This is a genomic window from Apibacter adventoris, from assembly GCF_002964965.1.
Taxonomy (GTDB): Bacteria; Bacteroidota; Bacteroidia; order Flavobacteriales; family Weeksellaceae; genus Apibacter; species Apibacter adventoris.
On sequence record NZ_PSZN01000019.1, the window covers coordinates 16,223 to 32,226 of the forward strand.

The window sequence follows — 16,004 nt, forward strand, 5'->3', positions numbered from 1 at the left end:
CATTTTGTTTTTTCAAAATGCAAAAGTAATTATAAATTATTTTAATTTCATCATAATTGATGAAATTTCTTCAGCTTTTTCCTGTCCATAAACAGAATCTAGAGGATATAAAATTTGTAACATCTGCCCGTAAGAATACATAAGATTTTCTATAGAAGCACTATGTTCTTTTGCTATATTTTCCCCTAACATTTCGACTGATTTTAAACGTTTATCAAAAGGTTTAAATGATTCGGTAATATAAGCTATAGCTTTGTCCTTTTGATCTAAATCTATATAAGTATTAACTATATTTGCAGTTATGTAAGCATAGTATTGCGAAAGTTTAGCCATGTCATCGGTAACAAAAGTTTGTTTATTTTGGAATGGATCATCGGAGAAAGGAGAAAGTGCCTGGTTTTTATGTGTTTTAAATAAATTTGCAATTATGTAAGCATAGTTTTTCAAAAGCTTAGTAAAGTGATCATCGGAGGATAGGGATAAATAGTAGTTTAGCTCATTTAGTACCTGATCTTTATATATTTCAGCTAATTTTAAACCTTCTGTTTCTTTACCTATATAAAAATATGCACTGATGATAGTATTGAATGAAGGGGTTCCCGGATATAAATTCAAAGGGATTTCTTTGTTAATCAGTTGTAATACATCATAGGCTCTTTTTTTATCGCCTGCTTTTGCTAGAGCAATAGCAGCTCTACCACAAGCCATTCTATAATTTAAAATATTACTTCTACAAGTTTCATCAAAATAAGCCTTAGAATCTTTTAAGTTACCAAATTTGTAATCCATAACTAAGTGATATAAAGTATTAGGATTAATTCTTCCTTGTTCTCCGGTTTCATTTTCAGGAGTGTAAATTGGTACCAGTTTGGATACTAATCCCTGAAATTCCAAATAATTATCTGTGTACATTAAATTTGCAGATGAATATGTACCTCCTGAACTAAAATATATAGATCGATCCCAATTATAATTTGAAAATAAATTAATCATAGCCAAGCCATCTTTGTTTAAAGCTCCCTGTTTGATTTCTATAGTAAGGTTGTTAACAATAAGATTAGCATCTTCAGGTTTTACAATCCCATATTTTAAAGCATTTTGTTTATTTACCGGTATATATATTTTCTTAACAGGTAAAAAACCTATGTTTTTTACCATATCTTTTTTCTCAGGAGAATAATAAAAATCCCTCAAAAGATTTTGTACATTTTTATTTTTAAGAAATTGTATAGCTTCTTTAGCAGAAATACTATCCTGTGTAGCAAATTTTTTTAATTGGATATAATCGGCAGGTACATGATCTCCCCAACTAGCAAAAAGTTGTTTCCATAAATTTGGATTCATTAAAATGACCTGATCATTTACTCCATCTCTATATTCTTCATGAGATAAAGATGAAGGAAGCCCTGGGGCTTTATAAGTTTTTCTTAAAACCTGATCAATATACCAAGCAGTTCCCAGTAAAGTAAAATTAACAACTTTAGCATCAGATCTAAATTCTTCTGTTTCCTGTAAGGCCCATAACGGATATGTATCATTATCTCCGAATACAAAGAGAATAGGATTATTTTTATCTAAATCTTGTAAATAACTTTTTGAAAAGTCGTAAGCCGTGTACCTCCTGCTACGGTCATGATCATCCCAGTTTTGAAATCCTACTAAAACAGGAATAGCTAAAGTAGCAAAACCGGTAATGATACTTGTTTTCTCAAGTTTTAGTTCAGTAAGTAAATACATTATTGCGGTTACCCCTAAACCTATCCAGATAGCAAAAGTATAAAAAGAAGTAACCAAAGCATAATCTCTTTCTCTTGGCTCAAATGGACTTACGCTCGTATATAAAATAATACCGGCTCCTGTAAGTAAAAATAAAACAATAAGAGCAAAATTTCTTCCCGTATCTCGATTTAGCTGAAAGAAAAATCCGATGAGACCTAATAACAATGGAAGACAGTAATATACATTGGTGCCTTTATTTTTATATGCTGCAGGTAGTTGTTCCTGATTCCCTAGACGAGCATTATCCCAAAATTTAAAACCGGTAATCCAGTTTCCTTTCGTGTTTTCATAATTTCCCTGAATATCATTTTGTTTTCCTGAAAAATTCCAAAGGAAGTATCTTATAAACATATACCCCATTTGGTAAGTCATCATAAAATTAAAATTTTGCCACAATGTAGGTTTTTTTATGACCATAAGGTCATTAAATTTTTTATAAGAAGAAATATTTATGGTACCTTTATTTTTAGCATATCTAAGAGAATCTAAAGTTTTCTCCTGATATTTACTAACCTCAGGCGCTATTTTATCATAAAGTTGCTGATATAAAGGTTCTAATTGCTCCTGAGGGAGATTAATTAGGTTATTTTGGCGTAGATATTCTTCAATGTGCCCATTTGCTGCATTTTTCACATAATCAGGATCTGCATCAAAATCAGGGAATCCTTCCATTAAACCATAATTTTGCATAATGTCATCACTGGGTTTAAACATCCGTGGTAAAATACTAATTTGGGCTGGGTTGAATTTATAATTTTGTCTTCTTCCTGTAACAATATATCTTCCGGTTTTTTCATCTTTTTCATAAATAGGACCATTATCTACCATGATAGCACTTCCGTTATCATCGTATAATATTCCGTTGTTATCAAGATAAGCGGTATAATTGGGGCCATAAAATACTGGCCAGTCTCCATATTGTGCACGATTATAGTAATCTAACATACCGATAGCATTATCAGGATCATTTAAATTTATTGGTGGATTTGCATTGGCTCTTATGGGTAAAACTACCCAGCTAGAAAATCCTATTAGCATGAAAAGTATGGAAAGTAAAACAGTATTAGCAATAGTATATCCTTTTTTAATAGTATATTTCAATGAAAAATAAAATATTGCAACAATTACAATAAATGCAAATATAGACCCGCTGTTAAAAGGCATTTGCAGATCATTCACAAAAAATATTTCAGATTTGCCAAAAAAGGTCATGGTAAGAGGAAAAATAATTTTGAAAACCAATAAAAAGACTCCTCCGATTATTAAGCTGGCAATTATAAAATTTTTCCAGGTAAATTTATATTTTTTGGTATAATAAATATAGCCTAAAGTTGGAATCACTAAGATTACCATTAAATGCACTCCTACAGATAATCCTATAATTAAAGAAATTAACACGAGCCATCTATTAGATCGGGAATTATCAAAATCATTCTCCCATTTGCATATCAACCATAATAGTAAAGCTGTGAAACAGGAAGCCGCAGCATAAACTTCTCCTTCAACTGCAGAAAACCAAAAAGTGTCGGTAAATGTGAAGGTTAAAGCTCCTACAGCCCCACTTAAGAGAATAATAATTTTTTGATAATTAGTATATTCTTTTGGTTCAGTGCGTGTAAATAAGGTCTTTCTGGCAAAATGTGTAATGGTCCAAAATAAAAATAAAATGGTAAAAGCACTCATTATGGCAGACATGGCATTAATAACCAACGAATATTTAGTTTCGTCTCCTAAGGCAAAAAGAGCCCATACAGCTCCTAGTATCTGAAAAAATACTGCACCGGGAGAATGGGTGACTTCTAATTTAACTGCAGATGAAATGTATTCACCACAGTCCCAAAAACTAAAATTAGGTTCTATAGTAGCTAAGTAAGTTATTGCAGCTATAAGGAATACAAACCAGCCTGTCAGATTGTTTAGTTTATTGTAATTTAATTTCATTTTACCCTAAATTATAATTTGCGAATATACTAATAATATTATTTTTAAGTAAGTAGAAATATGTAGAATCTAAAAAGAATAATTAATAATATAAAATTCCAAGCAGATAAAAAAACATTAAATTAAATTCCGATATTTGTTCACAACAAACCGGATTAGTAAAAAATGGGATTTATTAAAAAAAAGATAGCATTATGGTGGGCTTTTAATCATTGTAAACAACAAGAAAAATGGAAAAATAGGCCAATTGAAATTCAAAATATATGGTTTCAAAAACTGATTAAAACGGCGGAAAATACACACTTTGGCAAAGAATATAATTTTTCACAGATACAAACAATCAAAGATTATCAGGAACAAGTACCGGTTTTTGATTATGAAAAGTTAAGATTATACATTGATAAAATAAAGGAAGGGGAAAAAGACGTATTGTGGCCGGGAAAGCCCTTGTATTTAGCAAAAACTTCCGGTACTACTTCAGGGATTAAATATATTCCTATAACAAAAGATTCCATGCCTTTTCATATTGAGGGTGCTAAAAGTGCCTTGTTCCATTATATTAATAAAAGAAAAAATTCTGATTTCGTAAATGGTAAAATGATTTTTTTGCAGGGAAGCCCTAAATTGGATGATATTCATGGAATTAAAGTAGGAAGATTATCTGGGATTTCGGCTCATTTTGTGCCTAAATATCTTCAAAGTAATAGATTACCTTCTTGGAAAACCAATTGCATGGAAGATTGGGAGGCTAAAATAGATTGTATTATAGATGAAACTATCCATCAGAATATGACGTTAATAAGTGGCATACCTCCATGGTTAGTAATGTATTATGAAAAATTAATTGAAAAATCCGGAAAGAATATAATACAAACATTTCCAAACCTGCAATTATTGGTAACAGGAGGGGTTAATTATAAACCCTATGAAGAAAAAATGGAAGAACTTATAGGACGTAAAATTGATATTGTACAGACCTATCCTGCTTCAGAAGGTTTTATTGCTTTTCAAGATGATGTAGATACAAATGAATTATTGCTTATGCTTAATCATGGAATTTTTTATGAATTTATACCTATGGAAGAAATTCATAAAAAACAACCGAAACGCTTAACTATAGAAGAAATAGAATTAAATAAAGATTATTCAATAGTTTTAACTACAAATGCCGGATTATGGTCTTATCAGATAGGAGATACGGTAAGATTTGTCAATAAAAAACCTTTTAAAATTATTGTTTCAGGAAGAACTCAACATTATACTTCTGCCTTTGGAGAACATGTAATTTCTTATGAAGTTGAAGGAGCATTAAAAGAAATATCAGAAAAAAATCATATACTGATTCAAGAGTTTACATTGGCTCCAGAAGTTAATCCCTCTCAAGGGTTGCCTTATCATGAATGGTTTATTGAATTTGAAAGGGTGCCCGATAATATTCATGCTTTTTCTTTAGAATTAGATAAGGCTTTAAGAAAAAGAAATACTTATTATGATGATTTAATTTCAGGAGGTATTTTGAGACCCTTAAAAATATCTGTAGTACGAAAAAATGGATTTAATGATTATATGAAGGAAATAGGAAAGTTGGGAGGACAAAATAAACTTCCACGTTTATCTAATGATCGTAAAATTGCCGATGTATTGGAAAAATATCTAAAGAAACCATAATTTAAAATTAATCTATATTTTTTTGAAAAAATAATTAAATTTATTGAGACTTTTAGTAATTATCCCCGTATATAATGAAGAACAGCATTTAGAGGAATGCTTAATTTCTTTTGCAGCCCAAACTTATAAAGATATAGAATGGGTAATTGTGAATGATGCATCTACAGATAATTCTTTATCCATTATAGAATCTTTTTGTAAAAACAAAACAAATTTTACGTTTGTAAACCTTACTCACAAATCAGAGCATAATCCAGGCGCAAAAGTTGTCAAGACTTTTTATGAAGGATTAAAATCTAAAAATTGGAAAGATTTTGACGTAATAGCTAAATTAGATTCAGATATAATATTACCTGCGAATTATTATGAAACTATGATCTCGGAATTACAAAAAAATCCAAAGATAGGAATGGTGGGAGGATTAGTATACATTGAAAAAAATGGAAATTGGATACATGAAAATGTAGCCAATAAAAATCATATAAGAGGAGCTATAAAAACCTATCGTAAGGAATGTTTTAACGATATTGGTGGATTAAGGGAAACTTTAGGTTGGGATAATTTAGATGTGTTGTTAAGTCGTATGTATGGGTGGGAAGTCAAAGTTATACAAACAATTTGGGTAAAGTTATTAAAACCGACTGCTTATGTTTATAATGATACAAAAGCAGAAAAAAGAGGAAGGTATTTTTATAACATAGGTTTAGATAAAAAACTTGCTTTTATTTCTTGTGCGAAAGCTTCATGGAAAGATCATTCTTTAAAAAATTTTTTTACATCATTCTCAACTTTTCTTACTATGGAAAAGAATAAAGAACTTCGTAAAATATCTCAAAAAGAAATTTCGTATATACGAAAATACAGATGGAATGAAATGTTGAAAAAATTAAAATTATGAGATTAGCTATTCTGGAATTTGAAACTCATTCTCATTTATTATACCTATGGGAGGAATTGTTGAAAGATGTGAAAGAATTAGATTATAAATTCTTTATTACCTCTGCTATAGCCCAGCATATTTCAGAAATACCGTTAAATAAAAAACAAATTATTAAAATAGATAATATATCAGAAAATATTCATGAATTAATGTCTTATGATGTGGTTATCTTCAATACTTTACATCGTAATTTTGATAAATTTACATCTATTTTTATTCATGGAAATGTTTTACTTCTTGTTCATAACAGTAACTTTTATTTTCATTCCATTGCCCCTCAATGGAAATATTTAAGAAAAGTGAAAAATATAAATCTAATTTATTATTATTTAAAAATTATATTTAGAGAAAAAATATATCAGACTAAAGATATTATAAATAAAGCTTGGGGATATGGCTATTTGAATGCAAATGTAGCATTTAATAATAAAAGAGAAGGAATACATAATTTTGTAATCCCACTCCATTATAATTCTTTTTTTTCACTTTTAAAAAATACATATGAAATTAAAATTGTTATACCGGGTAATGTTTCTTGTAATCGTAGAAACTATTCTTTGATATTTGATCTAATTTTGAAAATTAGACCTCAAGAAAAACTTAGATTTATATTTTTAGGTAAACCGGAAGGGCATAGAATGATCCAAAAATTGGAAAAATTAAAAAAATCTATACTGCATCCGAATGTTAAAATAGAATATTATACACAAAGAATTCCTCAAGATGATTTTATAAAGCAAATGCAACAGGCTCATTTTGTCTTATGCCCGATACTAAAAGAAACTCAATTTTATTTACAACCAGAAATATACGGAAAGACTAAAGCTAGTGGTAATGAAGGTGATTGTATTTATTATGGGAAAATAGGAATATTTCCTGATTATTATAAGATTCAAAATTGGACATGTTTGTATTATAAGAATAAAAATAATCTTTGTACTATTTTGGAAAACCTTACATATGAAAAGTACATATACTATCATCAAGAGTTATCTGATAAAATAGAAATATTTACTAAAGAAAATTCGAAAAAAAAATTACTCAACCTGATAAAAAATGTTAAAACAGCATGAATAGTTTTAGAAATACAGCTATAAAGTGGGCTTATAAATATTGGCCGGCTCTATATAAAAAAAGGTTTTTTAAAAAGTTGAATAATTTAAATCAATATAATATCAGAAAAAGAAATGTAGAATTTGAATTTTTACTTCTTACAAAATATCTACAACAAGATAGTATTTTTTTGGATGTAGGGGTAAATATGGGATCATATCTATACTTTGCAGAAAAATTTATTACTGATAAAAATATTTACGGTTTTGAACCTCAACCAGCTTTATATAAAAGAATCAAGTATTTATTTCCCAATATAAATGTTTATAATATCGCTTTAACAGATACGCAAGGAATTTTAAAATTTAAAGTTCCGATGGTGGGAAATAGAGAGTCTACAGGCAGAGGTACTTTGAAGATAGATTATATAGAAGAAGATGAAACCTCTAATAAAATATATGATGTGCAGGCCAATACGTTGGATTGGTTTGTTGAAGAAAAACAAATATCCAAAATTTCATTAATAAAAATAGATGTAGAAGGTGCAGAAATTAATGTAATTAAAGGAGGAGCGAATACAATAAGAAAATTTAGGCCTATACTATTGATAGAAGTAGAAGAAAGACACCATAAAGATAAACTTTGGAATATTATACAACCTATATTAAATTTAAATTATACACCGTATTATTTAGATAGGGAAACGTTCGATTTAATCAAATTAAAGCAAGATACGCTAATTTATCAGGAAATTACTAATATTAAAAATAAAGAAATGTATATTAATAATTTTATATTTTTGCCTAATTCAATTTGAAGCTATTAAAAACAAAGTATGGGAATAGTAGCAAGGCAAGGAATTAAATACAGTATTATAAGTTATCTTAGTTTTTTATTGGGTACTTTTTCAACTATTTTTATATATCCCACAAATACTCAATTTTTAGGACAGTTACGATTTATACAACCAGCTGCTGAATTAATATATCCTTTTGTAGTTTTTGGATTAAGTTTTGCAAACATAAGGTTTCATCAAAAGTTTAAAGTTCAAAATCAACAAATTGATTTTTTAGAATTTTCTGTGAAATTTATATTTTGCAATTTTATTTTCAGTTTACTTATTTATCTAATTTTAGCATACACTATCCCATTAGTAAGAGATACTAATTATTGGAAAATGCGGTATTATATAATGCCTACAGTACTTATTTTAGCTTTGACACAATTATTTGCCAGATATATATCTAATTTTAAAAGAGTGGCTATCACTGGAATATTTGAAAATTTTTTTCCAAAATTAGGTTCGTTAATTGCTTTTATTTTCTGTGTATATTTAGGAATCTCTCATAAAATTTCATTATATATTTTTATTCTTTTTTTTGCTTTTGGTTTGATTGGAATTATATACTATTTTTTTCACTTAAATAAAGATAAAAAAAGTGGCACTTTAAGTATTTTAAAAGATAAAGAATTCAAATCAGAATTATTTTACTTTTGTCTTTTTGCAGTTTTGGGAAATTTAGGAAATCAGTTAGCTCTTAAAATTGATAATATAATGATAGCAGAATTGATAGATTATAAACAAAATGGAGTATATTCAATACTTATATCAATTGTAGGCTTCTTATCAGTTCCGTTATTAGGGGTATTTGCTATATCAGGACCTATTATTGTAGAAAAACTTGAAACCCACAAATGGGAAGAATTAAGGGAATTTTATCAAAAAATTTCAAGATTTCTATTTCTTTTTGGTACAATATTATTGTCCTGTATATTTTCAGGAATGGATTATCTATTTCACTTAATGAAAAATGGGCAAGATTTGATAAACGCTAAATCTGTGGTATATATTTTAGGATTTGCAACCCTTTTTGATTTAGCAACCGGATTTAACAGCCAAATTATTAATTATTCAAAATACTACAGATTTAATATATATGCAATGCTTTTACTAGCGGTATTAACCATAATATCAAATTGGATTTTTATTGTTCATTTTCATTTAGGGATAGAGGGTGTATCTTTGGCAACAGCTATCTCCCTTACTATTTTTAATATAGTTAAAGTAATCTTTAATTATAAAAAATTTGGAATACAGCCTTTTACAAAAATATTTATTCCTATTCTTCTTACTGGTGTTGTTAGTGTATTAATTGCTTATACAGTGCCTGATTTTACTAATAATTTATGTAATCTTATTCTAAAACCTTCTATAGTCCTTTGCATATTTTTTATATCAAACTTTGGGTTTAAATTTATTCCTTTACAACAAATATTCAAGACCAATTTTAAAAATTTTTTAACAGGTAAATAAAAGTAATATATTTTATCAATCATTTAAAAGAGTATTAAATGAATAATCTAACTATCAATCATATTTTAATGTATTTTTGTTTATAGAAATGTATTATTAATGAAACTTATTTATTGTTGTATATTATGTAATTTGTGTTTTTTATTATCTTCTCAAGAAAGAAAAATTCTGGAAGGGAAGGTATATATTAATGATTCTCAAGAGTCTATATCTGGAATTTATGTAAAAAATCAGACAACCCATTATACAACAATTACCGATATAGTAGGTAACTTTAGCTTGCCGGCACGTCAAGGAGACGAAATTATATTTCAATCTTATAATATTGAAAATCGTACACTTATTGTCACTCCTCTAATGGATAAAAACCAGGCAATATTCATACATTTAAATGTAAAAGAAAAGGAAATACCTGAAATATATGTTACGCCCTTTAAAACTTATGGTAGTATTGAACTTGATGTAAAGAGGATACCTATGATGAATAAAACTAATGAATTATTAGCGAAATTGGGCGATTTGACTCCGTATAAAAAATTAGATGGTAGTACAGATGTAGATACAGAAGCAGCTAAGTTATCGAATATGAAAATTAGTATTGAAAGTATTATTGATATGCTTACTGGAGATGGTAAAAAACGAGAGAGATTGCAAACCTATGAAAATCAAATAAAAATAATAAGAAATATAAGAGAATATTTTGGAGATCAATATTTTATAGGATTAGGACTTGAAAAACATGAAATAGATGAATTTATATTATATACATATCTAAATTATAATATTAAGTTTTTTTATGATCATAATAATTATTTCCAAATTTTAAATGTTTTTGATAAAAATGTTTTAACCTTTAAAGCACTTAAACAAAATACTATTCCCACATCACCTAAGGTAGGAAAGACTTATTTTAAAAATTAAGAAAAGCTTAAATAAAAATTTGATTTATCGTTGTTATTAAAATCATATATTTAAAAAGCTAAATATTTGATAAGATGTATAAAAAAATAGCTAAAATTCTTTATAAAATTTTTACTCCCGCAACAGTTTATAAATATTTTTTCAGCATATCTCCTATGTATAGACGTTCTACAGGTAAAATTAAATATGTATCTAAAAATTTAGATACAATTAACATAGAAATTCCTCTTTCTTATAAAAATAAAAATTATGCAGATTCCATATTCGGGGGTAGTTTGTTTTCAGCAACTGATCCTATTTACATGATGCAGTTAATTAAAATTTTAGGAGATAGTTATATAATATGGGACAAATATTCCAGCATACATTATATTAGGCCAGCCAAAGAAAATGCCTATGCTTCCTTTATTTTTTCAAAAGAAGAAATAGACAATATAAAAAGTGGAATAAGAAAAAATGGAGAAATAGTCTGGGATAAAAAATTATCAATTACAGATAAAAACGGAGGTATATTTTGTTTTCTTGAAAAAAAAATTTACATAGCAGACAAATTTTTTTACAATCGAAAAATAAATACCCCCCATATTTCTATGAACTAAATTTTTTAATTTATAGTAGGGTTATTCTAAATATAATTGGGGAACATAATCATCGATCCATTGATAAAAATCGGTTATTTCTTTTTCATTTAATCTTCCATTTTTTCTCCATAAATCAAGATATTTTTCAGATTTCTTGAATATATTGTTTTCTGTAACATAAATCTTAGGCAAAATTTTAAGTAATTCTTCTACATTTATATAGTCATTACCTTCTCCTCTTTCAATAGGGAAAAGTTTTTTCTTAATACAGCTGGCCCATTCGTCCATTAAAGTTTTTTGTTGTTTATCTGCTATGAGTATTTTAGGAAGAATATGCTTATTATTTAACCATAATGGAATAGTTACAGAACCTAAAGTACTTCCCAATATAGTCCAAGCCGTAGTTAATGAAGGAGATTCATTGGTTTTTACTCCTTGAAATACAACTGCAGAAGCTGTAAAATAACGGGGTATAAAATCTCGAAAAGCGGCAAATTTTTCTTTATATTGGTTTAAATTTACTTTGGTTAGCCCATGAACAAGGCATTTGGAAACATCCTGTAAAAAAAATCTGGGCGTTAAATTATTATTTAAAGAAGCATTGTATAATAATTCTTGAGCTTGCATATATCGGCTATATCCTTTACCCTCATTAATCAATCCAGAAAATGAATAATTTGTTCGTATTATATAACCAAAAGGAGCTATTATGGGGTCATTAGCATCAAATTTAGTAAATCCGGTATTATTCGTTTCATAATAAGCCGCTCCACCTTTGGCGTCAATTACACCAAAATTAGAGCTTAAACGTAAAGGTTTTGACAAATGATTAAGTAAGTTTTCAAAATCTTCAAGAGTAGCACAAGTTTCTAAAGCCAGTCTCATAATTTCCCCATCTTGTCTTTTTTCGTCTTTTAGAGCAGGATAGTTTATATTATAACTATCAGAATTTATAATAGCAAATCCGGCACTGTTATGTCCATTTAAAACACTTTTTTCCTCTATATCCATAGGGTTTACCATTCCAATAAATGAGTATTTACCTTGGGTAGAATAAATAAGTCGACTGTGAAGAGTTTGGGTATCTCTGTTTTTATATAAAATAGGTCTTCCGTCTGGAGTAGCTTTTCCCGAGACCACAGCAGTAGTACAAGCATGTAGAAAGCGTACAGACAAAAATAGCATAAAAACTATTCCCCATATAGCGTATTTTTTCATAAATTTTATCTTATAAGGTTTTCAATATATTCTATAAGTTTTTGTTTTTTTATATAACCGGATTTTTCCCATTCTATTTTCTGATTTTTATAAGCAATTAAAATAGGAAATTCTCTTTTGGTGAAAGATTGCACAAGATTTCTGTTTTCATCTGCATTAATTTTAACTATCTGGATTTTCTCTTTGTAATTTTTTTCTAATTCATTTAGTTCGAAATCCATTTGGTTACAAGAACTACACCAAGGTGTATAAAATTCAATAAGAATAATAGGAAAAGACAAAAGTATTTTTTGATATTCTTTCGCAGAAATCTTATCTTCTTTTTCTCCCACAAGCGAATATCCTTTACGTATCCATTGAGTTATCCCACCATTCAATTCATATAAATTTTTATATCCTAAACTTTTAAGGATTTCTAATGTAGAAATACTTCTTGCCCCAGATCTACAATAAATAAGATAGGTTTTAGATTGTTCTAGTTTTTTTAATTGGCTTAGAAAATTTTCACTTCTATAATCTATTAATATAGCATTTTCAATATGTCCCAAATTGAATTCTTCCGGAGTTCTTACATCTAAAATAACTATGTCAGGATTGGTCATTTTATTGAAAAAATCTTCTGGTTCCAAAGCTTCAGAATTTTGTCCTAATATTTGAGAGGTACTGATAATCATGATGATAAAAAGTAATATAGGTTTCATTTATATTGTAAATTTACTAAAAATCAAAATTTACTTTACTAAATAAATAACGTCCGTTAAATCCGAATTGGCTGACATATCTGGAATATACAAATTGTCCATTGTTACTATTTGAAGCTATAGCTACTTTCTCCGGATAGATATTAAATAAATTATTAGCTCCGACAGTTATTTTAAGGAATTTAAGAACCTTGTAACTAATAGAAGTATCCGTAACCCATCGGGGATTATAAAATTGTTGATATTCAACATATGTAGGCTCTGTTACTCCACCAAAATAATTATTTCTAACGAAGAATGACCATTTACTAATATCATAAGTTAATGATAAATTAAATTTTTGATTTGGTATAGCATTTTCTATATATATTTTACTAGCATCACTAAAATAAATTTTTTCTTTTCCTTTTAATAATTCCGATGTATGTATATTTCCCACTTGTTGAGTATATGAAATAGTCCCAGCAAGGTCAATAAATAATTTTCCTTTTCCTAAACTAGTTTGGTAAGAAATTACAGCATCTAAACCTTTAGTTTCTGTATTAATAGCATTAGCGAAAAATCGAGCTTTTTGAGCCCCAGCTTGTTGTAGAATTTTATAGATTTCTTGATCAACCGTAGATCCGTTAGGATCTCCCCCAAATAAATCTGTATATACAATTCTGTCATTTACGCGAGTGAAATATCCATCCAGACTAATATGTAATGGACCTAATTTGCTGGTTAATCCGGCACTTATACTTTTAGATTTTTCAGCTTTTAAATTAGGAATTCCTAACAATCCGGCAATTTTACTGTCATTAGTGAAAGTTCCAACTTCATACATATTACCATTAAGATATAAAGTACTGGTATTAGAATAGTATCTTTGTTGTAAGGAAGGTGCCCTAAACCCCGTATTTCCTGACCCACGGAATGTTAAATTAGGAAGAATTTTATAACGGAAAGCTATTTTTCCGTTTACAGTATTTCCAAAATCATTATAATATTCATATCTGGCAGCTGCATTTATAAGGAAAGAAGATGAAAAATTAATTTCTAAGTCTGCATACCCAGCTAATGAATTTCTATGTGAATCTGTTGCATTTTCAGGAGAAAAACCGGCATTTCCTTGAGCTCCTCCTGCTATTGGAGTTTTACCATCGGGAGCAAACTTTATCGGGATATTACCATTAATATCAGGAATGATTGATATGCTTCCATCCTTATTGGTAATTGATTTGCCTAGCCCATAGTTGGCATAAGACGCTTCCTCTCCGGCAATGATTTGATATCTTTCATATCTGTATTCTCCTCCAAAGGCAATGTTAACACCTGAGAGCCAGTCTAACTCACGTGAAACATCCATATTAAAAACATTTTGCATAAATTTTAGTTTTCCTCCCTGAAAAGAAGTAGGTGAAGCAGATTCTAAAGAAGCATTGACCGTATTTTTTGTTTTATTATTAAATACATTTTGTCCATAGGTATTACTTATATCAATTTTCCAATCTGATATTTTACTTTTTATTCCTACTACAACAGATCGGTCATAAATGCTGGCTTCTGCTTGAGGAAGAAATCCTAAAGGGTAAATTTCATTTACATTATTGGCAGAATTAGGATATCTATAAAATTGTGATGCTATGCTATTCCTATAACCAAAAATACCAAAAGAATATAATTCTGTGATGGGATTTACCGGGAGTATAGCATTATAAGCTATTTGTCCACTTAATAGTTTAGATTGTCCTATTTTTAAACTATAATCTCTTCTTGTTGTATGAGTAGCAGCTAAAAAATCATTTGTCTTATCAATACCTATACCACTAGAAAAATCTTTATATATAGTACCATTATAAATTCCTCCACGATTGGTTGAGTTTCTTTTATCAAATGTTGTAGAAAAATTAATAAAACCTCCTTGTTTTCCTAATGGTATGCCATAGTTTAAGTTTACTTGTACATTTTCACCATCATGAGAAGTTTTATCTTGAGCAATATTTTTACTTAAATATTCGCCTCCTGTAATACTTGCACTAAATTTATTTATTGTATTTTTAAGAATAATGTTAATTACACCAGCAACAGCATCACTACCATATTGTGCAGCAGCAGCATCTCTAAGTATTTCTATTCTATCGATGGAGGAAACCGGAATTGCATTCATATCTGTTCCAACAGTTCCTTTTCCAAAAGTCCCGTTTACATTGATAGTTGCAGAATTATAACGTCTTTTTCCATTAACTAAAACTAAAACTTGATCTGGACCCAATCCACGTAAAGATGCCGGATCAGTCATATCTGTACTGCCACCTAAGGATTGAGGTGTAGAAGTAAATGAAGGTGCAACATAATTTAAAATTTGATTAATACTAACTTGAGCGCCATTACCTGCTACTTTTTTTATATCAATAATATCTACAGGAGTAGGAGAGTCTAGTAAAGTACGAGAAGTAAAACGAGTGCCTGTTATGACCACATCTACAATTTGCCGAGAATTAATTTTAAAATCAAGATTTTTAATGTCTTCATCTATAAGAATAATTTTTTTAGAAATTTTATCCTCATCTAAGGGTTCTGCAGTAATTGTGTAATTTCCCGGAGATAGTTTTAATGTATATTCTCCATTTTCATCTGTATATGTATATTCTTTTGTATTTTCAACAGATATTTTTATTTCTGGTAATATAATTCCCTTTTCATCTACTACTTTACCTTTAACAAGAATTTCTTTATTAGGTTGTGCATATAAGTATATATCGGTTAATAAGACAATTAATACTCCTATAGCCAGGTTTAGTTTTAATTTCATTGTTTGCGAATTATTAATTTGATTGTTATTCCTATAGGATTAGTAGGAATATCATGTAAATATAATGACTTTTATCATATAAATAAATAATAAT

The 16,004-nt window shown here is 28.5% G+C and carries 11 protein-coding genes; 7 read left to right on the forward strand and 4 right to left on the reverse strand.

Annotation, left to right across the window (positions count from 1 at the left end):
• Nucleotides 1-36: 36 nt before the first annotated feature.
• On the reverse strand, nt 37-3,720 hold the full coding sequence (locus tag C4S76_RS07725) for a glycosyltransferase family 117 protein (protein ID WP_105193898.1): 3,684 nt from the start codon (nt 3,718-3,720) through the stop codon (nt 37-39).
• 165 nt (nt 3,721-3,885) lie between these two features.
• Here C4S76_RS07725 and C4S76_RS07730 point away from each other — a divergent pair, with 165 nt between their 5' ends.
• The 7 genes from C4S76_RS07730 to C4S76_RS07760 all read left to right on the forward strand — a co-directional run bounded on the left by C4S76_RS07730 (nt 3,886) and on the right by C4S76_RS07760 (nt 11,215).
• Entirely contained in the window at nt 3,886-5,388 is a 1,503-nt protein-coding gene (locus C4S76_RS07730; RefSeq protein WP_105193899.1) for a GH3 auxin-responsive promoter family protein, read from the forward strand.
• A 43-nt stretch (nt 5,389-5,431) separates the two neighbouring features.
• Nucleotides 5,432-6,286 carry a glycosyltransferase family 2 protein gene (locus tag C4S76_RS07735; protein WP_105193900.1) on the forward strand — a complete coding sequence of 285 codons (855 nt, stop codon included), beginning with the start codon at nt 5,432-5,434 and terminating at the stop codon, nt 6,284-6,286.
• Nucleotides 6,283-7,401, forward strand: coding sequence for a hypothetical protein (locus tag C4S76_RS07740; RefSeq protein WP_105193901.1), 1,119 nt, complete (start codon nt 6,283-6,285; stop codon nt 7,399-7,401). Before C4S76_RS07735 ends, C4S76_RS07740 begins: the two co-directional genes overlap by 4 nt.
• Complete coding sequence (locus C4S76_RS07745; protein ID WP_105193902.1) at nt 7,398-8,198, forward strand: FkbM family methyltransferase; 801 nt, start codon at nt 7,398-7,400, stop codon at nt 8,196-8,198. The genes C4S76_RS07740 and C4S76_RS07745 overlap by 4 nt, the downstream gene beginning before the upstream one ends.
• Before the next feature lie 18 nt (nt 8,199-8,216).
• A complete protein-coding gene (locus C4S76_RS07750; protein WP_105193903.1) occupies nt 8,217-9,695 on the forward strand; it encodes a lipopolysaccharide biosynthesis protein in 1,479 nt (492 codons plus the stop codon).
• Nucleotides 9,696-9,794: 99 nt separating this feature from the next.
• Nucleotides 9,795-10,616 carry a hypothetical protein gene (locus C4S76_RS07755; RefSeq protein ID WP_105193904.1) on the forward strand — a complete coding sequence of 274 codons (822 nt, stop codon included), beginning with the start codon at nt 9,795-9,797 and terminating at the stop codon, nt 10,614-10,616.
• A gap of 74 nt (nt 10,617-10,690) precedes the next feature.
• Entirely contained in the window at nt 10,691-11,215 is a 525-nt protein-coding gene (locus C4S76_RS07760; protein ID WP_105193905.1) for a DUF4442 domain-containing protein, read from the forward strand.
• A 21-nt stretch (nt 11,216-11,236) separates the two neighbouring features.
• On the opposite strand, the gene C4S76_RS07765 is transcribed toward C4S76_RS07760, so the two are convergent.
• Genes C4S76_RS07765 through C4S76_RS07775 form a run of 3 tightly spaced genes read right to left on the reverse strand, consistent with a single transcriptional unit; the run spans nt 11,237 to nt 15,910 of the window.
• Nucleotides 11,237-12,415: a carcinine hydrolase/isopenicillin-N N-acyltransferase family protein gene (locus C4S76_RS07765; protein WP_105193906.1), complete on the reverse strand. Its 1,179-nt coding sequence runs from the start codon at nt 12,413-12,415 to the stop codon at nt 11,237-11,239.
• A 5-nt stretch (nt 12,416-12,420) separates the two neighbouring features.
• Nucleotides 12,421-13,116 (reverse strand): rhodanese-like domain-containing protein, encoded by a 696-nt coding sequence (locus tag C4S76_RS07770; protein WP_105193907.1) that lies wholly within the window; start codon nt 13,114-13,116, stop codon nt 12,421-12,423.
• 16 nt (nt 13,117-13,132) lie between these two features.
• A complete protein-coding gene (locus C4S76_RS07775) occupies nt 13,133-15,910 on the reverse strand; it encodes a TonB-dependent receptor (protein WP_105193908.1) in 2,778 nt (925 codons plus the stop codon).
• Nucleotides 15,911-16,004 lie beyond the last annotated feature (94 nt).